Here is a 19,753-nt window from a genome sequence, read left to right as displayed (position 1 = left end):
AAGCCAACACTTTATATACCATTGAAAAATATCAAACCTAGGCTCCGAATGCCTGAAAAACAGACTTAGCCAACCTCTTTGTATTTATCGGCAATGGCAATAAATGATTCGAAAGATACAGTAAAGGCATCCACAATGTCAGGATCAAAGTGCTTGCCCCTATCATCGATAATGATAGCGCGTGCTTTTTTTGCTGGCATTGGTGACTTGTAGACACGTCGCGATATCAGTGCATCAAAAACGTCGGCTAAAGCCATAAGGCGTGCAGGAATAGGTATTTCATCCCCCTTTTTACCATCTGGGTACCCACTTCCATCCCATTTCTCGTGATGACCAAGTGCAATTTCCTGAGCTATATTAAGAAAATCTATACTGCGGTCAGCACGCTGTAATGCGCGCTGAATCGCTTCTCCTCCCAATCGTGTGTGGGTTTTCATGATTACCCACTCTTCATCCGTTAATTTGCCAGGTTTGAGCAGTATATGATCCGGAATACCAACCTTTCCAATATCATGAAGTGGTGCGGATTTGACCAGCAAATCTATATTCGTGTCGGTCAGGAAGTCAGAGAATTTTGGGTTTTTCTGCAAATATTTGGCAAGGACCCGAATATACTCTTGGGTGCGCCGTATATGGTAACCTGTTTCCGGGTCGCGGGTTTCTGCCAGTTCCGCCAATGCATTAATAGTGACATCCTGGGTCAGTAAAATATCCTTCATCCGCCGCTTCACTTCAGCTTCGAGTGACATATTTTGATTTTTAAGCAAATCCCTCGCTAACTTTAATTCAAGCTGGGTATGTACCCTGGCCAGTACAATAGGTGGACGATAGGGCTTGGTAATATAATCCACTGCACCCAGTTCCAGGCCCATTTCTTCATCCTTGATCGAACCAAGTGCAGTGACAAAAATTATGGGGATATCTTTTGTTTCCGGTTTTTCCTTCAACCGCCTGATAACCGCGTGTCCATCCATCTCCGGCATTAATACATCAAGGAGGATAAGATCAGGTTTTGGCTCACTAGAAGCGATCAGCAACGCCCGTTGCCCTGACCGTGCAGCAAGAACCTGGTAGTGAGCATGGAGTAAAGACCCAAGCACTTCAAGATTACCTGGGTCATCATCGACGATCAGAATAATCCGCTTAACATCCTCACAATCACCAAAATATTCTATATTTTGACTCAATATCAGATACCCCCTCAGAATCAATTCCGACCCCCACTCCTTATTCTAGTGTAGACTAAGTAAATCCAATTGATAATGAGCTAGATCAGAAGGACGGGGGGCAATACAGAACATAGGAAATGAAGATGATTCGCGGCATATACATTAAGCAATGTCGTCAATATTATAATGTTTTTTTGGGACATCCAAGTCCCCCTTGTGCCCCGATCGTCCTGCGTCTGTGCCGCTTTGCTTCCCCTCTGGCGCTATGTGCACGACGGGTAATCAGTCTCGCCTCACGACTACCAGGGACTACGTACCTTCGATTTGCTCTCCATGGCACGCAAAACAGAGATTTATTTCCCCTTATGACAGCAATAGACACTTATCTTACGTATCTTTTAAAAGACTCATAGCGGTACTCAATGACTAGCCACCCTTAGCTGTAATTCAGTAATCCAACCCCCCACCGCCTGCAGTGGGCGTTGGCGATTCGCCTGACTTACCCAGGCCACCACGGCATGCCGTTTGGCACCGACTGACTTCACCTCCGGCAACTTCACCCGCCAAGTCAAATCAGATGACTCAGTTTCACTCAGCCCTACTACAACAAATTCATGGGCGAGTGCACGCCCGCTGTTCTCACCGGCCGCCACTTCTGTGTTTATACCAAAGGCCAATACCGCCACATAGAGTCGCAGATCTCCCTGTGCTGCCCGAACCGGGTCAAACTGTGCCGATAACCCTTGATCACTAATTTCAACAGACAACGAACCGGTTTGGCTACCCGATCCTTCGGGTAATGAACTGGACCGACTGCGCCACTCTTTCCCATTCAGTAGTACGCCCGGTGTATAGACCGTTCTTATACCGCCCTCTTTTTGATAGCGGTATTGCCGGTTACTGAAACGGGCCTGCGCAAAACGATCCTTCCAACCAATGTAATCCCAGTAGTCGACATGAAAGGCCATGGGAATGACCTGTTTCCAGAGCTTTTCATCATCAACAAAACGATTTAGCCAAGCCTCTGCAGGCGGACAACTGCTACACCCCTCCGAGGTATAGAGTTCAACCATCACAACCTGTTCCTGACTACTGGCAAATCGTACCGTTTCAGCCAGCGCACTTCCTACGAACAGGCTACCAAACAACAGTGAATAGCAGAGTGATCTGACGTAGGTTGCTGTATTCATCATTTGTACCCTCACTGCTTGCTCATGGAGAACTGTTCCATGAACTCGCTATATCCCGCCTGCTTTAGCTTTTCGACCGGGATAAACTTTAGCGAGGCAGAGTTGATGCAATAACGTAAGCCCGTAGGTTTTGGCCCATCTTCAAATACATGGCCCAGATGAGAGTCCCCATAACGTGAGCGCACTTCAGTACGACGCATACCCCAAGCCCAGTCACTCTTTTTCAAAACATGACTCTCTACCAGCGGCTGTGTAAAGCTGGGCCAACCCGTACCTGATTTAAACTTATCTTTTGAACTGAACAAGGGCTCTCCAGAAACCACATCGACATAGATACCCTCTGCCTTGTTGTCCCAGTAGGCATTACTGAAGGCCCGCTCTGTGCCATCCTTCTGCGTCACCTTGTATTGTTCAGGTGTCAGCATCTGCCGTATCTGTTCATCGGCGGGCCGGCTCCAACGGTCACTCATCTGCTCACTCATAGCGGGTTTTTCATTTTCAGCATAAGTCGGGATAACAGCCTGCCCCACCAGCAGTGGCACAATAAGTAGCGGTATTACGTAGCGTTTTTTCATGATTTTTCCTCTTTCAGTAGCTGACTGGATCGCTGCCCAAAGGATCGTAACGGCCCTGTGAACTTTTCACGGACATGATCGGGCAGACGAAACAGCATGAGTACAATAAAAATGGCCAGGTAGTTCAAAGGTGAGAGCACGTCAGCCTTGACCAACCAGAGATAATGAATGACGCCACCCAGACCACAGAGATAAACCAGCTTATGCAGGCGCTTCCAACGCTTGCCCCCAAGCCGTTTGATCATGCCATTGGTCGATGTGGCGGCCAGGGGAATCAGCATCAAAAACGCGCTGAATCCGACCGTCACATAAGGACGCTTGACAACGTCCTCCAGAATGGCCGTCATATCAAAGCTGTGATCCAGCACGGCATAGGTCATAAAGTGCAACAGTGCATAGAAGAAACTATAAACACCGATCATGCGGCGCAGACGGACCAGCTCAGAGATACGGGTCAGTTTACAAAGTGGTGTAATGGCCAGCGTCAACAACAACAACAGACGCAATGCCCAAAGCCCGGTCTGATGGGTAATGGTCTCAACGGGATTGGCACCCAGGTTGTCAGAAAAACCTTGTTCAACCAGCAGTGCCAACGGCAGCAACAGCACCAGAAACAGTACCGGCTTGATGACTCTGCTGATAAACTGTCCACGCGTCATTCCCTGCACTCCCAATTAGAAAAACTTCTTCAGGTCCATACCACTGTAAAGTGACGCCACCTGATCAGCATAACCATTGAACATCAGGGTCTCCTGCTTCAACCAATTGCCGATGCGGCGCTCTTTCTTCTGGCTCCAACGCGAATGATCAACGGTAGGATTCACGTTGGAGTAGAAACCATACTCGCTCGGCTGTACCTGATTCCAAGTGGATACAGGCTCCTCTTCAGTAAAGCTTATGCGTACAATTGACTTGATACTCTTAAAGCCATACTTCCACGGCACTACCAAACGCAGGGGTGCACCATTCTGATTGGGCAGTTCAGCGCCATACATACCCACCGCCAACATCGCCAGTGGATGCATCGCTTCATCAATGCGTAAACCTTCTCGATACGGCCACTCTAATACACGTCTTTTCTGGCCCGGCATGCGCTCCGCATCATGCAGGGTATAGAAAGAGACATACTTGGCCTTAGAGGTCGGCTGAAAGCGCTTCAGGGCATCACCCAATGAGAACCCCACCCAGGGAATCACCATAGACCAGGCTTCAACACAGCGCAGGCGATAGATGCGCTCCTCCAGGGTGTGCGGTTTAAGAATATCTTCCAAGGTATAGGTGCCCGGTTTTTCACAAGCACCATCCACAGTGACTGACCAGGGTGACGTTACGAACGCCTGACTGTTCTCTTTAGGATCACTTTTACGCGTACCAAATTCATAAAAGTTGCAGTAACTGGTTGCATCATCAAAGTCTGTCAGTTTTTCATCCGTGCTGAAGTTACTCTTTGCCAAAGCAGGATAGACACGCTTTCCCGGAGCGGCTTCAGCCCATGACTGCTTACTCCAGGGTAGTCCCATCACCGAGGCGGCAATCCCCACACCCAGCAGACCACTGTCACGTATGAATGCGCGCCGGTTCAGATAGGTGTTCTGATCGGTAATTTCAGATGGTTTGATATCAGCAGGCTTTTTAATCAACATACTATAATTCCTCAACGGGCGACTCGTGCATCACCTAACATGGAAGATAATATGACAAAAACGAATGACGCCCACATCACCCAAAGTTAACAATTTCATAACATTGGGGTAGAAGCCTGTTTTAAATGGATATATTTGTATCAGTTGGAATGTGCCCTGGAAAGCAGGGCAAACTATACGTATACCGTCGTATTGGCCAGTAGCCTAAAGGCCAGCCAACTTGATATCACTATTGAAGTGTTGGTTAATAGTGATGGTCTGAATATGCAAATCTTTCGGCTTACCCACAATACTCGTGCTACTGGTTTCTGCTTTCGTCACTCCTGCCATTGAGTATCTTAAATCCGCTACCACCAACTAGCAGTGCCACGATGAACGCAACTACAAATGGTCCTGAGGTAAAGCCAGGATCGAGTACCACCTGCCCCGGTTCGTCTGGATTACTGCGCACTCGGATCAGGGCTCCAGGAGAGTATCGTTCCCTGACACGACGCTCCAAGGCCCCCTTTGGCCCGACTTGGTAAAGACTGGCCTCAAACGGCGCCCTACCCTGCGGCTGGACATGCAATCGAATGCTCAGCGTATACTCGTCAGCCATGTGGGGATTAAGCTGGATACTGGCTGACTTTACCTGTGCACTATCCAGTGGCCAGCTACGTACAGTATCCAAATATCCAGAGCCACCAAAACCGATAAAATAGAACGCTAGACTAGCCGCCACAAACCAGGGGAGCGCTTTGCGCATACGGATTGAGAAAGGTATCTGAGTGGCGCTCCTCTGCTCCGACATATGAGTTTAGTCCTACAGTTAATCTTCATTCCATGCAATGAGTATTCAGAACCATTAAATAGCTAACCGTTAATTGCACAGTCGTTTTGACCAACAGACCGAAAGCGATCAGTCTATTGGCAGAATAGCCTGCCTATTTGGAACAAGCACTGGAAATTTCACGCATGTTCTGTCCAAAAAGCGTCATATTAGACTTGGGTACATATCTATTACTAATTCTCACAAATCCGCAATCAGCGTATGTGCCCTGAGTTGAATCAATCGGACGCTTTGCATCGTAGGGGAGGATTGCACATTGCCCCTCAATCGTCAGTAGTGCATTGCTATCTTTGTCTAGCTTCGCCGAAACATCCTTGAGATGTCTAAAGTCGACCATAATCTGGTAATACTGTGTCGCAAAAAGGGTGGCCTTAGCGGCGAACACGCCAACACAACCTTCACCACTATAATTGGTGAGCGTATACATAGGATTCAAAAAGTAGGACTCATTAGATGCTCTAATCACCTCTGCAAGACTTTTGTGCAGGGTCGCAATCCTAGTGGCAGGATCAACAGATTTTGGCTTTTCCGGTAGCGGTGCACGTGCGAATGGCCTGGATTCAGTACCATGGGGTAGCCAGCTGTAGATAAACTCAGGAACCCTATCCTGCTCATGCTCATCGACCATCTTCATCGCGTCATAGAGAAGGGCTTTCTTGGCATTTCCTAGCAACGCATCCTGTTTAACATCCGGCCCTTGTCCATGTGCCTTATTGATGATGTCGCGGATCGGCGCATAACCATTTTTTACGTTACTGTTTTTCCACTCTGCATACAACTTACTCGCCACAAATTTAGTTACACGCGCCCACGCCATATCACCCAAGTACGCCAAGGTGACCATGTCTGCCATAGGCACATCACCCTTGAGCCAATATTCGTTCATATTTTTGGGTGATCGCAATAACCCTAAGGCATGCCGCGCATCGGCATCCGGTGCTTGCAGTGTGGCCATTGCACCATCCGGCCCCTTAACCTTCATCCCCTTTGAACCTTCAGCTACCAGTGCCGACAACATCTGCTTCTCAGCCGCATCTATCTTACCGTCGGAAAGCACAGCATAGGAAAGCGTGAAGGCAGCCACCCTGTCGAATTGTTTGGTAGAAATAGCCTGAACTGCATGAAATGCCGACTCGTTTACAGTAGCCTCCGCGCTAGTAGGGGTGGCGGCCCAAACGGAATTCACACTGAACATCATGTTTGCAGCCAGGCAGGCGCCCGACCAGAATATTGAAGCCTGCATAATAAAGTTCTCTTAAAAAATGTGCACAGTATCTCAATCATGTATCGAGATCAGCGAAATCTCTTTCACGACTTAGCACGGTTCTATTTGATTTGAAGTGTCTAAACTCACTCACATAGAGTAATGTTCTAATGGCTCACATGCCGCAGTAACAACCAGATACGTTTACGGATATTATTTACTCGAACATGCCAGCGATACTTTTCATTGCGCTTGACGTGCGGATAGCGAAGCTTCAGGTCATTCAGCTTGTCATAGATCGATTCGACCAACGCTTCCGTCGTTTTGCCCTGCCAGGATGCAAGATCGGTTCCCGCCAGTGAAGGAAAGAGTGCGATCTTGCCCCGCTTCAGGGTATTAAAGTTAAAACCCACATTGGCGAGTCGCTTATACTCAGTGACTGAGACCTTCTCAATCACCTCGCCCAGATCAACTCCATCTCGCACAACAATATCGAGATAGATCAGGTTGTCTTTCAACTCACCAATCAACGCCCTTGAGTCGCCCTTGCTCTTTTTCCACCAGGCCGTCAACTCTTTTGCGGCCGAGCCTGCGGAGGCCAGTGATTTCAGTACAGTGGGGGTTGCTATATCCATTGCGCGCCTGTTGCCGTTCTTTATTCTAAATAGGGTACGAATCTAATCACTTAACTAACAAATAGTACACTGCCTGCCATCAGCAGCAACGCAACATGGGGGAAGGCTATCGTGGGTCTTATTGCTTGATGCAGATACTCATGGATAAGCCCTATTGTTGATGGTCGGCTTTTTGAGTAGACACTATTAAACTGGTAGGCCCGACTATCACCATCTTCCGGTGTTTGTTTATTCGATAAATAGCCTTCGAGCTGCAACAACCGATTCTCAATACGGGACTGAAAGGTTTTCCAGATGGCATCCTGTAACCATAAGATCAATAACAGGAAGAGAACGACAACGCTCAGTCTATTGCTGAAAAAGACCGCGCTGAGAACAACAACACTGACAAGCTTAATCAGCAACGAATACTTTTCATAGCTATCAAACTGGTTTTGCAATAAACACCATTCACTGGCGAGATCAGACTTTACCATCGTGCTCGACGCTTTCCCTATCGCTAGGCCACTTACAACAACGGCACCCATTGGGTGCCGTTGCCGTTTGTACTGTTTATGCGCTTAAACTTAAAGTGGAACCACTTTATTAGCACAGGGGCCTTTCTGGCCTTGGCCTACTTCAAACTCTACTGACTGGCCATCTTTAAGCGTTGCATAACCGCCACCGCTTTGAATCTCTGAATGATGCACAAAAAGATCTTTTCCGCCATCCTCTGGAGTGATGAAACCAAAACCTTTGTCCGCATTGAACCACTTAACAGTGCCTTTACTCATAATGATCTTCTTAAAAATGTGGTGAAAAAAATTGTTTTCCTCCGTTCGAATTCACCGTTTCAGAACAGAGAATGACAGTATAGCAACACACAGGGGGTTAACGCTATAAAACAGTTTAAAGCTGAATGCTGCCGTGCAGCAGGCAAGCAACTCACTTCATAGTCTTTTTTATGTGTATGTGGGTGTTCGCTTTTAATAAGCTGGATCTATAGGTTGTTTTTATAATATTAGCGTTTACTGTGATTTTACCCCGTTTTAGTTCACGGCGCTTACCCGTTTGGTAGGGTGATGTGATGGTCTCCTCCCCCCCTACCTGGCTAATTACCACTCTGTAATCGTTTGCAACAATGAAACCACGAAATTGGATTGCTGCTACATACGCACTTAATATTATGAAGAATGCTACTCGGACCGAGATTGCTACCGCCCAAGGCCAATTGAAAGGTGCGGCATTGCTGATCGGGAACAACAGAGAAAAACCATGGGCGAATCTTTCAAGGATCTACAAACCTACAACTACAAACGCATTAACCGGTATCTCCTTCTTTAGGCCGGAAAGGCTATCGATTACCGCATTGTATCTAGCGTAGCTTTTCTTCTTCTCATCTGCCGCAACATCTTTCGCTACGTCCTCAACATAGGCATACAAGGCATAAGATAGTGTCCCAGCAATCATCGTGAGCACGATAAATGCCGACAAGAGTTCTTGAAAGATTGGTGTAGCCAATTCTTGCGTATGGTAGATAATAAGCAAAGCTATGCTAAACGATAGTGTGAAGATCAAAACAAACCTAGGAAAAGGGAACGCAACTGTTTTAGTGCTCCCTCACGGATGGGCTCTTGTCATTCGCACTCTGTTATTGGTAATAAACAGCAAAGCCACTCGCTAAAATAAGCAGCATCTAACCGATTCATCGTCTGAAGTGCAAGCATAGGTAGGTGGTGCTCAGCATCCTGGCTATGCGGGCGCTCCTTGCGTTTGATCTAGACTAACAAAGTTCATTAAAGAGGTGAACTAATTTCATATCCCGTATCAATGCTCGTACTCACTCATAGCTGATCTCCAGAAATGCCTGCCGCTTGTTTCACTAATATGTATATAGAAAAGGCTAATGAGACAGACCTTTTATATTCGATATATATTTGATCTATAAGATAATTAATGCAGGGCGACTTACTCCCACAGGATAAACCAATCCAGTCACTTTAAGCAGTGTTGTTGCTAGAAATGAAGGGTAATTATAAACCGAATAAAATCTAGAGTGAGGTTGTCAACGCCAGCATGACAAAAGAACAACTGCTCCACCGTTTTTATCATATGCTGGTCCCGACATTCGACCAACTCGCTGAATTAAGGGACAAAGAAACACTCAAGGTTGATATTCTCGCTGGTATTACGGTAGCCCTGATTCTTGTCCCCCAATCGATGGCTTATGCCCAGCTGGCTGGGTTACCCGCCTACTACGGTCTTTACGCTTCCTTCTTACCGCCGATGATTGCGGCAATATTTGGTTCTTCGCGTCAACTCGCAACGGGTCCGGTGGCAGTAGTCTCACTGATGACAGCCGCATCCTTAGAGCCCCTTGCGGCATCTGGCAGTGAAGGTTTTTTGATGTATGCCACACTGCTGGCCATCCTGATTGGGCTCTTTCAGGTTTCACTGGGTGTGTTGCGGCTCGGTGTGCTGGTTGATTTTTTATCACACCCTGTCGTGCTTGGATTTACCAGTGCGGGCGCAATTATCATTGGCACCTCTCAAATCAGCAAACTGTTTGGTGTAACGGCTGAACGTGCCGATCATCATTATGAGACAGTCTATAACGTCATTCAGGCGGCCTTAACCGACACACATTGGCCCACGGTCTTCATTGCGTTGCTCTCAATTGGTATTATGGTAGGCATTCGACGTTGGAAGCCGACATGGCCGGCGGTATTAATTGCGGTTGTATTCACAACCCTCATTTCCAAAGCCACTGACTTTGCAAAACGAAACGGGGCCATCGTCGGTGAGATACCTGAAGGACTACCGGGCATCGCAATTCCTCAGTTGAGCTTCGACATCTTCCTGGATTTAATAACGGCTGCCATCATCATCTCATTGATCGGATTTATGGAAGCCATCTCAATTGCCAAGGCTATGGCTGCCAAGACCCGGCAACACCTGGATGCCAATCAGGAGCTGTTTGGTCAGGGGCTTTCAAACATTGCCTCAGGTCTGTTCAGCGGATATCCGGTATCGGGTTCCTTCTCCCGCTCTGCCGTCAATATCAATGCCGGTGCCCGCACGGGGTTTTCATCCATAGTCACGGCTGCCGTCGTGGGTATTACCCTGCTATTTTTGACCCCGCTGCTTTATCATCTTCCACAAGCTACTTTGGCGACTATTATTATTATTGCCGTTGTAGGCCTGGTGAAAATTGAACCGATCAAACATGCCTGGAAGGTGGAGAAACATGACGGCATAGTAGCGGTCATCACCTTTGTTCTGACATTATATATGGCACCCCATCTGGACAAGGGCATTCTGGCTGGGGTGTTCCTGTCGATGGCACTGTTCATCTACCGTACGATGCGCCCAAGATTTGCCATGGTCAGTCGACATCCAGACGGTACTTTCCGCGACCTGAGTGTTTTCCCTGAACTCGAAACCTGTAAAAACATCATCATCATCCGTTTTTACATGTCGCTCTACTATGCCAACGCCGGTTATTTTGAGACAAAGGTGTTGCAGGTTTTTGCAGAACATCGTGATGCCAAGTACATCATCATCGATGCGGAAGGTATCAACATGGTGGACTCAACAGGCGAGATGGTATTGACCCAACTGCGTGAGCGTCTTGAGGCCGCAGGCGTGATTGTGCTGATCGCACGAATGAAACGTCAATTTATGCAGAGCATGCGCAAGGCGGGTGCCATTACCACAACGGAAGATGAACGCTTCTTTTCCCGCCTTACTTTTGCACTGGAATATGCCTGGGATCAGATGGAGTGTGATCAGTGTGATAATTCGAAGGGATGTCCGCTGCGCATCAGCGTTGCAAGAAAACAATATGATGCACGGGAAGGCACACCGGCTCTTCCAACACCCGTCGATAAGATACGAACTCTGGTAACAGAGGAGTAGCGTTGTCACTCAGCAGGCAAGTAAACGCTATCCACTATCCTGCATAAGTTACTACAAGATAACCCTCTGCCCTGCCATTGCCCACGTTACGGATACTGTGTTCAACATCAGCCCGGTAATGCGCTGAATCACCCTTCTTTAACGTGCATTGATCGGCCTCAGAAACAATAGCAACACTCCCTTTATTAAGCGTAAAGAGTTCCTTTGTGCCTTCAAAATGGGCCGCACTGGTGAGTGCGGCACCGGGAGCTATACTGATTTCATAGAACTCGATACTTTTCTCCATATTGAGTGGTGAGAGCGTACGGATACGGCATTGATCATCAGAGCGATAGAGATGGGAGGCATCATCCGCCCGGATCACTTCAATGCCAGACTGAGTCCAGGGTTCATGAACCAGTTCGCCGATTGAGATGGAAAAGGCCTGGGCGATTCGACAGGCGACTGTGAGGGTTGGATTGGCCTGTCCCCGCTCAATCTGACTCAGCATCGATCGGCTGACGCCAGAGGCCATGGACAGTTCTTCCAGGGTGAAGCCACTTTTTTTACGCAGCAGTTTCACACGCTCGGAGAGCGTCGAGGCGGTGTTGTCTACATCGGTAATAGTTGAGCTCATTAACCACTTCTCTATTAGAGGATATTTTTCTTGTATAGCGGAATAATTGATTCTACTATACGCCACAGCATTCCATTATAGCGGAAATTAACATGGATACCATGAAAGCACTCGTCAAAGCCGAGGCAAAACCTGGAATCTGGCTACAGGATGTCCCGTTACCCGTCCTTGGCATCAATGATGTGCTTATCAAAATCAAGCGGACAGCGATCTGCGGGACCGACATCCACATCTATAACTGGGATAGTTGGGCACAAAAAACCATCCCGGTACCCATGGTGGTAGGCCATGAGTTTGTCGGTGAAATCGTTGAAGTCGGCAGTAATGTCATTGATTTTAAACCAGGCCAGATAGTCTCCGGTGAAGGACATGTTGTGTGTGGGCGCTGTCGTAACTGTATGGCCGGTCGTCGTCATCTCTGTGCTCATACCAGTGGTGTCGGGGTCAACCGCACCGGTTCATTTGCGGAATATCTGGTGCTGCCGATGTCCAATGTCTGGGAACATCGACCTGGCATTGATCTGGATGTTGCCGCCATATTTGATCCCTTTGGTAATGCAGTACACACTGCCCTGCAGTTTGATCTGTTGGGTGAGGATGTATTGATCACAGGTGCCGGCCCTATTGGTGCGATGGCCGCTGCTGTTTGCAAACATGCCGGCGCACGTCATGTTGTGATCACGGATGTCAATCCCTGGCGTTTGGAGCTGGCAAAAAAACTCGGGGCCGATCGTACCGTTGATGTACGGAGCGAGCGCCTTGAGGATGTCAAAAAAGAGCTGCACATGAGTGAAGGTTTCGACGTAGGCCTGGAGATGTCCGGTAATGCCGCCGCATTCAATGAGATGATCAGTCACATGTGTCACGGCGGAAAAATTGCCCTCTTGGGCATTGTGGGTGAAGAGACACAGATCGACTGGAACACAGTGATCTTCAACATGTTGACTATTAAAGGGGTCTATGGACGTGAGATGTATGAGACCTGGTACAAAATGTCAGTATTTATTGAATCGGGCTTAAATATCGCACCGGTCATTACACACCACTACCATTACACGGATTTTCAGGCCGGTTTCGATGCCATGTTGTCGGGACAATCCGGCAAAGTCATTCTGAATTGGGAAGATTAGGATCAGCACCATGTATGGACCATTCAAACAACATCTGCAACAACAGCTGGATGCCATCCACGAGGCGGGGTTGTATAAAGATGAACGAATCATTTCATCGCCTCAAGGCGCTCATGTGTCAGTGCAACAGGGCGCCGAGCTATTAAATCTCTGCGCCAATAATTATCTGGGTTTGGCACAGCACCCCGCCATTCAGGCGGCGGCAAGGCGTGGGTTGGATGAGTGGGGATACGGTCTGGCATCTGTACGCTTTATCTGTGGAACACAGACTATTCATAAGACTCTGGAAGATCATTTGAGCCAGTTTCTCGGCATGGAAGAGACCATCCTCTACCCTTCTTGTTTTGATGCCAATGGTGGTCTGTTTGAAACACTGTTAGGTCCCGAAGACGCGGTAATCTCAGATGAATTGAATCACGCTTCGATTATTGACGGGGTCAGGCTGTGTCGGGCGACGCGTTATCGTTATACGAATAACGACATGGCCGATCTTGAGCAGCAATTACAAGCCGCGGACGCAGCAGGCGCTCGATTTAAACTGATTACGACCGATGGCGTCTTCTCAATGGATGGCTACATCGCACAGCTCGATAAGATCTGTGACTTGGCCGAGCAGTACGGTGCACTGGTGCATTTTGATGACAGCCACGCCGTCGGTTTTGTTGGTGCATCCGGCCGTGGCACTCATGAACAGTGTGCCTGTATGGACCGGGTTGATATTACCACCGGCACGCTGGGTAAGGCGTTGGGCGGAGCTAGCGGCGGCTATACCAGTGGTCGTCGAGAGATTGTTCAGCTATTACGGCAACGCTCGCGCCCCTATCTATTCTCGAATACCGTCGCACCACCCGTGGTGGCCGGTGCTATAGAAGCATTAAAACTGCTCGAAGGTTCGACCGTACTGCGCGACAAGCTGGAACAGAACACTCGACTGTTCCGCAGCGGCATGGAGCAGGCCGGTTTTGACCTTCTGCCAGGAAATCATCCCATTGTACCCATCATGCTCTATGACGCCCCTAAAGCCGCAGAGTTCGCTCAACGCATGCTGGAAAAAGGGGTCTATGTAGTGGCCTTCTCTTATCCGGTGGTACCGCAAGGTCGCGCACGAATTCGCACACAGATTTCAGCGGCCCATACGGAAGCGGATCTACAACAGGCGATCGGCGCCTTTGCTGAAGTTAAGCGAGAGATGGGGATATAACACCGGGATCAATCGACCGGCGTATAGTGCTTTTTTAATAACTCATACGCCTCTCGAATCTCAATAAATATTGCCTGCTCGCCCCCCTTATCCGGGTGATGCAGTGTGATAAGTTCCCGGTAGCGCCGCTGAATAATTTCCCAATTCAGATTTTCACTGCCGCTCAGGCCCAATCGTTGTAAAGCTTCAGCTTGTTTATCAATCGCGTAATAACGATCCCAGAAACCACTCAATAGATGGGATACATCCGACGCTGTTGTCTCATGCAGATTGTCCCAATCGAGATAGTAACGACGCAGCGGCTCATTGGCAGAGATATCCATACCGGCAGAGGGAGTGGCATCCTTACTGGCTACAAATTTGATGAGTAGTGGATCAATCTGCAGACTCATACCCCACTCCAGCATGGAGTCCTGAATCTGATACAGGGCATTCATCACCAAAAAGTGCTTTTGAAAAAGCGCCAGGTTAGCGGACGATGCCTGTTCAATGAAGTGATCGCCCTCCTTCATCAGTCGAGCGATCAGCTCATGCTCGCTCATCCCCTCCGGTGTATCATGCAACAGGGCAAGTATCGGTACGATCAGTGGGTTGTTATGCATGCCCCCATTATCCATACTTCTTGAATCTACGGTTAATTTTTGGGTAATTCACTATGTGCACCCTTGTCATTCTCAATCGTCCAGGACATCGCTGGCCACTGCTGCTGGCAGGTAATCGGGATGAGATGCGTGACCGCCCCACTTCACCACCTGGCCGACACTGGCCCGATCAACCGGACGTAGTTGCCGGACTCGATCATCTCGGTGGAGGAACCTGGATGGGGATCAACCAGCAGGGAGTAGTGGCTGTAGTGATGAATCGAGAAGGCGCATTGGGGCCAGCCGCTGACAAAAAGAGTCGTGGAGAGCTGGTACTACAAGCGCTGAACTTCAACGCATCCAGCGAAGCGACCAATGCACTCCAGTCGATCAATCCTGATCATTACCGTGGCTTCAATCTATTTATTGGTGATAAACGAAGCTGTTATTGGATACGTAACACAGATAGCGACTCAACGCATAAACTGGCCTGTTATAAAATTGACCCCGGCCTGCACATGCTGGCATCGCGGGAGCTGGATGATTTGAGTCACCCGCGGATCAATCGCTGGTTGCCGCACTTTGTGAATGCTGAACTCCCTGAGCCTGATAATCAGCAGTGGGAAAGTTGGCGTCTGTTACTCGCGGCACGCACCACCCCGGACTCGCTGGATGGACACGACGCCATGAACATGGATCTTCCGATGGGGTTCGGTACCGTATCCAGTTCACTGATCGCCATGCCCGATTCGGCCGAACGTGACAGTCCTGTATGGCTCTATGCCGATGGCGCTCCCGACCAAGTCACCTTTAATGCCGTCAATCTTGAATCATAAAACCGATTGATCAACGGGCATTTTCACGTAACTCACGCTAAACTCAGTTAGATAACAAGAGACATTCTGGATCTAAGTACAATAGATAAAGGATATAGGGGACAGGTTATGCAACGCGCAATAAGGCAGGGTCAGTGGTATTTCAAACTGGCCATATTCTCTCTTCTGCTTTTCACCAGTATCGCCTCAGCCCAGGAGTGGGTTTATACCGTAGTACCTGGCGACAATCTTTGGAACTTCTGTGAAAAATATCTTCACAAGGTCAGCTACTGGAAAAAGGTTCAGCAGATCAACAACATAAAAAGACCCAAGCGTATGCAACCTGGCACTCAGGTACGAGTACCCATGGAGTGGATCAAACACAATGCCGTACACGCAGAAGTACTAACCACGCGCGGTAAAACGACACTCATCAAAGCTGACGGGGCACGCGTCGAAGCACCTGCACCCGGCACCCGGATCGCACTGGGCGATCAACTGGAAACAGGCCCGGAGAGCAATGTCACTGTTCGTTTTGCCGACAAATCCCTTATTACATTGCATGCGGATAGCACCATCCTGTTTGATCATCTCTCGGCTTATGGCGAGACGGGCATGGTGGATTCAAGGCTTCATCTATTGAAAGGCCGTGGCGACACGCGTATCACACCGGCATCCGGTCCTGGCAGCCGATTTGAGATTCGTACACCCTCTGCGATCAGTGCTGTTCGTGGCACCGAGTACCGACTCTCCAGCAGCGAACAGAGCAACGCCTCTACATTTGAGGTACTGAAAGGCAAGGTAGCGGTCTCTGGCGAACAGAAGACCCAACTGCTGCCCGCCCGATTTGGTACCCGTGTCGAAGTAGGCAAGCCACCCCTACCCCCGCGTGAATTGTTGCCGCCGCCTACCCTTGACACCCTGCCCGAAAAAATCCAGCAACTTAACTGGCCGGTTACATGGCAGTCACTCAAAGGTGCTGAGCGTTATCGTGCCGAAATCTCTCAACACGCTGATTTTCTCTCGCCGCTCTGGCAGCAGCAGATTTCAACAGCACGCGTACCCCTTCCCGATCTTCCGGATGGTGACTATTTCTTTCGTGTCAGGGGTATTGATGAGATTGATCTTGAGGGTATAAACCAGACAATACGTTTGACCCTGGACGCACGCCCCCAACCACCCGTCCCATTATCGCCAAATAATGCAGGTGTCTTCAGAGGCAATTTACCGAACTTAAGTTGGAGTGCATCGGCGGATGCCAGCGCCTACCGATTACAGATTGCCCAGGATGCTGAATTCAATCAGCTGCTGATTGATCAGAACAACCTGAGTGAAACAGGGTTCGCCACTACAGCGCTGAAACAAGCCGGTAAATATTACTGGCGCCTCTATTCTATCAGTGAATCGGGTGAACAGGGCCCCGTCAGTGATGTTCGTCAGTGGGAAGTCAAATTAATTCCAGACAAACCGGAAGCAAGTATTGCCGCCACAGAGTCAGGGATCACCACTTCGTGGAGAGCCGGGATTGCAGGCCAGACTTATCAAATTCAACTCGCAACGGACACTGAGTTTAAAGAGCTTCTGAACAACGAGTCGCTGAAGGAACCGAACTGGCAGCTACAACCTGTTACTGGCCAGGTTCGCTACTTCCGCGTCCGATATATTGAACCCGATGGATACGAAGGCCCCTGGGGCGCCACCCAACGGATTGACCCAACCCCGGATAATAGTTGGATCTACACTATTCTAACCGGGGTACTGGGTATCCTATTGATCTAATAGGACACCCTCTTGCATTATGGGCAAGGGTCTCGTGTTCAGGCTCTTGCTCGCAGTCGGCTCAGTACCCGCACTGCGGGAAAAGAAACGTACTCAACGTCGCATCTGCTCATGCGGCTCGTCCTGAACGCCGCGTATAACTCTGACTAAAAATACGCGCGCCCGGCACCACCGCCGTTCCTGCTTTCAGCGCTTCCCTAAACTGAATGATAGATTTAAGAAGCGCGTCGAGATGATAATCACTCTCGGGCGCACTTTTCAGATCGGACAGACGGCTCTCCAGTTCCTGCTGATAGTGAAAGCCTTGATTGATCGCCGGATTAGGGTGATATTTTCCTTTCATCGTAGATGCTCTGCTGTTTCCAGTGGTAAAAATGAGTGCCTATTAAACCGACCACTTATTACAGTCACGTTAACGCACGCTTACAGATTGGCTACATCAAGGTGGGCAGAAGGTGTTCGCAATCCATTTGTACACATCAGTGGTACGCCGATGAAGACATGGGGATCTTCAGGGCGTCATCTGACCTGGAGCAACTGATCAAGCATAAAAAGCAGAATCATCGCACACAGCCGCATTTTTTATGTCTATAGTAATAATTAGAAGGGAGGGTATTTTACCCTTCCAGGTTAACGTGGCAGGCAGGCTGTGGAACACACCAATGACTCAATGATGCGGCTGCTAGCGATGTATTTCTCGCCCTTTGCACTGCCTCATCTGACTCCCGACAAACACGCCAGCTGGAAAGAGAGGCAGCGTATTCACCGCCTCAATATGTTGCATGTACGACCCTTTATGCGGCGATATATCTTTCGTTCAGGTCAGTTGGTGCTTGGATGCTTCTTTGCATCCTTGCTGTTTGCCGCCCTGCTTCCTATTCCACTGCTGGCGATTGCCGCCAGCTTGGGCATTATCCTAGCGGTCATTCATACCGCAATCCTGATTTTCATCCAACAATCAGCTAATGATATCGCTGCGAAAGCAGGCCAAAAAAACGATGAAATTGAGATGTAATATCAACTGACTCATCTGCGCAAGGCTTTACAACACAATAGAAAGTCAACACATCAAAACAGCGCGTGCTTAGGTGTCCGGGGGAATGGAATGGCATCCCGAATATTCTCCATACCCGTTACATAATTGACCACCCGCTCGAATCCCATTCCAAATCCAGCATGCGGCACGGTGCCATAACGGCGTAAATCTCGATACCAGGAGAGATCGCCTTCAATACCCAAAGATTGAATACGCTTATCCAACACCTCTAAGCGCTCTTCACGCTGACTGCCACCAATGATTTCACCAATACCCGGAACCAGAACGTCCATTGCCGCCACACTCTTCTCATCATCGTTAAGCCGCATATAAAAGGCCTTAATAGACGCTGGGTAGTTAACCAAAATAACGGGCCTGCCCACATGTTTTTCTGCGAGATATTGTTCATGTTCAGACTGTAAATCCAGCCCCCACTTAACGGGATATACAAAGGCCTCCCCACTCTTGATCAGGATATCGATGGCATCACTGTATTCCATCATCTCAAAGTCACTACTGATCACAGCATCCAAACGCTCAATGGCCTGCTTATCGATACGCTGGGCAAAAAATTCCATATCGTCTTGGCGTTCATCCATAACAGCCTTAAAAATATACTTGAGAAAATCCTCAGCCAACCGGGCATTGTCATTCAGATCTGCAAAGGCCACTTCCGGTTCAACCATCCAAAATTCAGCCAGATGCCGACTGGTATTGGAGTTTTCGGCACGAAAGGTGGGGCCAAAAGTGTAGACTTTACTCAGGGCAAGGGCATAGGCCTCTGCATTGAGTTGGCCCGATACCGTTAAAAAGGCCTCGCGGCCAAAAAAATCCGTCTCAAAATCAACCGCACCACTTTTGCTTCTCGGAAGATTACTCAAATCCAGCGTGCTGACCCGAAACAGCTCCCCTGCTCCTTCACAATCACTGGCAGTGATAATCGGTGTATTCACCCAATGGTAATTCTGCTCATGGAAATAGCGATGGATTGCACTCGAAAGCGTTGTCCTGATCCGCGAAATGGCACCGAAAGCATTGGTTCTGGGCCTGAGGTGGGCTACCTGCCTGAGATACTCGAAAGTATGTCTTTTCTTTGCAATTGGGTAGGTATCCGGATCATCCACCCAGCCAATAACAGTTATTGCCGTCACCTGGACTTCACGGGCCTGCCCTTGTCCCACCGAAGCACTCAGTAGACCCGTAACCTCTACAGAACACCCTGTGGTGATCTTAAGCACCTCACTGGAGTAATTTTCCAAATGATTGGGAATCACAGTCTGAATTGCATCAAAACAGCTACCATCATAGACAGCAACAAACGAGAAGCCCGCTTTCGAATCCCGGCGCGATCGTACCCATCCCCGCACAGTCACTTCACTGTCAAGTGGTATAGCGTCTGAAAGAAGGAATTTGATATCGTGATTGTCCATGCTGACCCACCCAATATTAAGAG

The 19,753-nt window shown here is 48.8% G+C and carries 21 protein-coding genes; 6 read left to right on the top strand and 15 right to left on the bottom strand.

The window, feature by feature from the left end; genetic code table 11:
- Positions 1 to 65 precede the first annotated feature (65 nt).
- The 11 genes from FHP88_RS00685 to FHP88_RS00635 form a co-directional block, all read right to left on the bottom strand.
- Complete coding sequence (locus tag FHP88_RS00685; RefSeq protein WP_420492987.1) at positions 66 to 1,175, bottom strand: HD-GYP domain-containing protein; 1,110 nt, start codon at positions 1,173 to 1,175, stop codon at positions 66 to 68.
- Positions 1,176 to 1,588: 413 nt separating this feature from the next.
- Positions 1,589 to 2,362, bottom strand: coding sequence for a DUF1223 domain-containing protein (locus FHP88_RS00680; RefSeq protein ID WP_144357067.1), 774 nt, complete (start codon positions 2,360 to 2,362; stop codon positions 1,589 to 1,591).
- 8 nt (positions 2,363 to 2,370) lie between these two features.
- Positions 2,371 to 2,934 (bottom strand): peptide-methionine (R)-S-oxide reductase MsrB, encoded by a 564-nt coding sequence (gene msrB, locus FHP88_RS00675; RefSeq protein WP_144357066.1) that lies wholly within the window; start codon positions 2,932 to 2,934, stop codon positions 2,371 to 2,373.
- Positions 2,931 to 3,593 (bottom strand): sulfite oxidase heme-binding subunit YedZ, encoded by a 663-nt coding sequence (locus tag FHP88_RS00670; protein WP_144357065.1) that lies wholly within the window; start codon positions 3,591 to 3,593, stop codon positions 2,931 to 2,933. The genes msrB and FHP88_RS00670 overlap by 4 nt, the downstream gene beginning before the upstream one ends.
- A gap of 15 nt (positions 3,594 to 3,608) precedes the next feature.
- Positions 3,609 to 4,577, bottom strand: coding sequence for a protein-methionine-sulfoxide reductase catalytic subunit MsrP (gene msrP, locus FHP88_RS00665; RefSeq protein ID WP_144357064.1), 969 nt, complete (start codon positions 4,575 to 4,577; stop codon positions 3,609 to 3,611).
- A gap of 298 nt (positions 4,578 to 4,875) precedes the next feature.
- Positions 4,876 to 5,367 (bottom strand): DUF3592 domain-containing protein, encoded by a 492-nt coding sequence (locus FHP88_RS00660; RefSeq protein WP_144357063.1) that lies wholly within the window; start codon positions 5,365 to 5,367, stop codon positions 4,876 to 4,878.
- Positions 5,368 to 5,500: 133 nt separating this feature from the next.
- The gene (locus tag FHP88_RS00655) at positions 5,501 to 6,649 is read right to left on the bottom strand and encodes a hypothetical protein (protein ID WP_144357062.1); all 1,149 of its coding nucleotides are present in this window, start codon (positions 6,647 to 6,649) and stop codon (positions 5,501 to 5,503) included.
- Between the two features lie 128 nt (positions 6,650 to 6,777).
- The gene (locus tag FHP88_RS00650) at positions 6,778 to 7,245 is read right to left on the bottom strand and encodes a hypothetical protein (RefSeq protein WP_144357061.1); all 468 of its coding nucleotides are present in this window, start codon (positions 7,243 to 7,245) and stop codon (positions 6,778 to 6,780) included.
- A gap of 50 nt (positions 7,246 to 7,295) precedes the next feature.
- Positions 7,296 to 7,721 carry a hypothetical protein gene (locus FHP88_RS00645; protein ID WP_144357060.1) on the bottom strand — a complete coding sequence of 142 codons (426 nt, stop codon included), beginning with the start codon at positions 7,719 to 7,721 and terminating at the stop codon, positions 7,296 to 7,298.
- A gap of 90 nt (positions 7,722 to 7,811) precedes the next feature.
- Positions 7,812 to 8,018 carry a cold-shock protein gene (locus FHP88_RS00640; RefSeq protein WP_144357059.1) on the bottom strand — a complete coding sequence of 69 codons (207 nt, stop codon included), beginning with the start codon at positions 8,016 to 8,018 and terminating at the stop codon, positions 7,812 to 7,814.
- A 502-nt stretch (positions 8,019 to 8,520) separates the two neighbouring features.
- Positions 8,521 to 8,772, bottom strand: coding sequence for a hypothetical protein (locus tag FHP88_RS00635; protein ID WP_144357058.1), 252 nt, complete (start codon positions 8,770 to 8,772; stop codon positions 8,521 to 8,523).
- Between the two features lie 528 nt (positions 8,773 to 9,300).
- Between FHP88_RS00635 and FHP88_RS00630 the strand changes: the two genes are divergently transcribed.
- Positions 9,301 to 11,142, top strand: coding sequence for a SulP family inorganic anion transporter (locus tag FHP88_RS00630; RefSeq protein WP_260843119.1), 1,842 nt, complete (start codon positions 9,301 to 9,303; stop codon positions 11,140 to 11,142).
- A 34-nt stretch (positions 11,143 to 11,176) separates the two neighbouring features.
- On the opposite strand, the gene FHP88_RS00625 is transcribed toward FHP88_RS00630, so the two are convergent.
- Entirely contained in the window at positions 11,177 to 11,758 is a 582-nt protein-coding gene (locus FHP88_RS00625; RefSeq protein ID WP_144357057.1) for a helix-turn-helix domain-containing protein, read from the bottom strand.
- A gap of 101 nt (positions 11,759 to 11,859) precedes the next feature.
- On the opposite strand from FHP88_RS00625, the gene tdh reads away from it, so the two are divergent.
- Both tdh and kbl read left to right on the top strand, forming a co-directional pair.
- Positions 11,860 to 12,888 carry an L-threonine 3-dehydrogenase gene (tdh, locus tag FHP88_RS00620; protein ID WP_144357129.1) on the top strand — a complete coding sequence of 343 codons (1,029 nt, stop codon included), beginning with the start codon at positions 11,860 to 11,862 and terminating at the stop codon, positions 12,886 to 12,888.
- Positions 12,889 to 12,898: 10 nt separating this feature from the next.
- Positions 12,899 to 14,089, top strand: coding sequence for a glycine C-acetyltransferase (gene kbl, locus FHP88_RS00615; protein WP_144357056.1), 1,191 nt, complete (start codon positions 12,899 to 12,901; stop codon positions 14,087 to 14,089).
- 8 nt (positions 14,090 to 14,097) lie between these two features.
- Here the strand turns inward: kbl and FHP88_RS00610 are convergent, their stop codons facing one another.
- Positions 14,098 to 14,691, bottom strand: coding sequence for a DNA-J related domain-containing protein (locus FHP88_RS00610; RefSeq protein WP_186297547.1), 594 nt, complete (start codon positions 14,689 to 14,691; stop codon positions 14,098 to 14,100).
- Between the two features lie 53 nt (positions 14,692 to 14,744).
- On the opposite strand from FHP88_RS00610, the gene FHP88_RS00605 reads away from it, so the two are divergent.
- Together FHP88_RS00605 and FHP88_RS00600 are read left to right on the top strand one after the other, a co-directional pair.
- Positions 14,745 to 15,506 carry an NRDE family protein gene (locus FHP88_RS00605; RefSeq protein ID WP_144357054.1) on the top strand — a complete coding sequence of 254 codons (762 nt, stop codon included), beginning with the start codon at positions 14,745 to 14,747 and terminating at the stop codon, positions 15,504 to 15,506.
- A 108-nt stretch (positions 15,507 to 15,614) separates the two neighbouring features.
- Entirely contained in the window at positions 15,615 to 17,264 is a 1,650-nt protein-coding gene (locus FHP88_RS00600) for a FecR domain-containing protein (protein WP_144357053.1), read from the top strand.
- Between the two features lie 109 nt (positions 17,265 to 17,373).
- Here the strand turns inward: FHP88_RS00600 and FHP88_RS00595 are convergent, their stop codons facing one another.
- Positions 17,374 to 17,607: a hypothetical protein gene (locus tag FHP88_RS00595; RefSeq protein ID WP_144357052.1), complete on the bottom strand. Its 234-nt coding sequence runs from the start codon at positions 17,605 to 17,607 to the stop codon at positions 17,374 to 17,376.
- A gap of 306 nt (positions 17,608 to 17,913) precedes the next feature.
- Here FHP88_RS00595 and FHP88_RS00590 point away from each other — a divergent pair, with 306 nt between their 5' ends.
- A complete protein-coding gene (locus FHP88_RS00590; RefSeq protein WP_144357051.1) occupies positions 17,914 to 18,279 on the top strand; it encodes a hypothetical protein in 366 nt (121 codons plus the stop codon).
- Between the two features lie 53 nt (positions 18,280 to 18,332).
- Here FHP88_RS00590 and asnS read toward each other — a convergent pair whose 3' ends face one another.
- Positions 18,333 to 19,730: an asparagine--tRNA ligase gene (asnS, locus tag FHP88_RS00585; protein ID WP_144357050.1), complete on the bottom strand. Its 1,398-nt coding sequence runs from the start codon at positions 19,728 to 19,730 to the stop codon at positions 18,333 to 18,335.
- Positions 19,731 to 19,753 lie beyond the last annotated feature (23 nt).

This window comes from Sedimenticola selenatireducens (assembly GCF_007625115.1).
GTDB classification, from domain to species: domain Bacteria; phylum Pseudomonadota; class Gammaproteobacteria; order Chromatiales; family Chromatiaceae; genus Sedimenticola; species Sedimenticola selenatireducens_A.
Note: the sequence above shows the minus strand (reverse complement) of the source record. Positions and strands in the feature narration are given on the sequence as shown.

What these genes read in the sequence shown, in the direction of transcription:
- FHP88_RS00680 (WP_144357067.1), bottom strand. Translation starts at nt 2,362, where the DNA reads ATGATGAATACAGCAACCTACGTCAGATCACTCTGCTATTCACTGTTG.
- msrB (WP_144357066.1), bottom strand. Translation starts at nt 2,934, where the DNA reads ATGAAAAAACGCTACGTAATACCGCTACTTATTGTGCCACTGCTGGTG.
- FHP88_RS00670 (WP_144357065.1), bottom strand. Translation starts at nt 3,593, where the DNA reads ATGACGCGTGGACAGTTTATCAGCAGAGTCATCAAGCCGGTACTGTTT.
- msrP (WP_144357064.1), bottom strand. Translation starts at nt 4,577, where the DNA reads ATGTTGATTAAAAAGCCTGCTGATATCAAACCATCTGAAATTACCGAT.
- FHP88_RS00660 (WP_144357063.1), bottom strand. Translation starts at nt 5,367, where the DNA reads ATGTCGGAGCAGAGGAGCGCCACTCAGATACCTTTCTCAATCCGTATG.
- FHP88_RS00655 (WP_144357062.1), bottom strand. Translation starts at nt 6,649, where the DNA reads ATGCAGGCTTCAATATTCTGGTCGGGCGCCTGCCTGGCTGCAAACATG.
- FHP88_RS00650 (WP_144357061.1), bottom strand. Translation starts at nt 7,245, where the DNA reads ATGGATATAGCAACCCCCACTGTACTGAAATCACTGGCCTCCGCAGGC.
- FHP88_RS00645 (WP_144357060.1), bottom strand. Translation starts at nt 7,721, where the DNA reads ATGGTAAAGTCTGATCTCGCCAGTGAATGGTGTTTATTGCAAAACCAG.
- FHP88_RS00640 (WP_144357059.1), bottom strand. Translation starts at nt 8,018, where the DNA reads ATGAGTAAAGGCACTGTTAAGTGGTTCAATGCGGACAAAGGTTTTGGT.
- FHP88_RS00630 (WP_260843119.1), top strand. Translation starts at nt 9,301, where the DNA reads ATGACAAAAGAACAACTGCTCCACCGTTTTTATCATATGCTGGTCCCG.
- FHP88_RS00625 (WP_144357057.1), bottom strand. Translation starts at nt 11,758, where the DNA reads ATGAGCTCAACTATTACCGATGTAGACAACACCGCCTCGACGCTCTCC.
- tdh (WP_144357129.1), top strand. Translation starts at nt 11,860, where the DNA reads ATGAAAGCACTCGTCAAAGCCGAGGCAAAACCTGGAATCTGGCTACAG.
- kbl (WP_144357056.1), top strand. Translation starts at nt 12,899, where the DNA reads ATGTATGGACCATTCAAACAACATCTGCAACAACAGCTGGATGCCATC.
- FHP88_RS00610 (WP_186297547.1), bottom strand. Translation starts at nt 14,691, where the DNA reads ATGCATAACAACCCACTGATCGTACCGATACTTGCCCTGTTGCATGAT.
- FHP88_RS00605 (WP_144357054.1), top strand. Translation starts at nt 14,745, where the DNA reads ATGTGCACCCTTGTCATTCTCAATCGTCCAGGACATCGCTGGCCACTG.
- FHP88_RS00600 (WP_144357053.1), top strand. Translation starts at nt 15,615, where the DNA reads ATGCAACGCGCAATAAGGCAGGGTCAGTGGTATTTCAAACTGGCCATA.
- FHP88_RS00595 (WP_144357052.1), bottom strand. Translation starts at nt 17,607, where the DNA reads ATGAAAGGAAAATATCACCCTAATCCGGCGATCAATCAAGGCTTTCAC.
- asnS (WP_144357050.1), bottom strand. Translation starts at nt 19,730, where the DNA reads ATGGACAATCACGATATCAAATTCCTTCTTTCAGACGCTATACCACTT.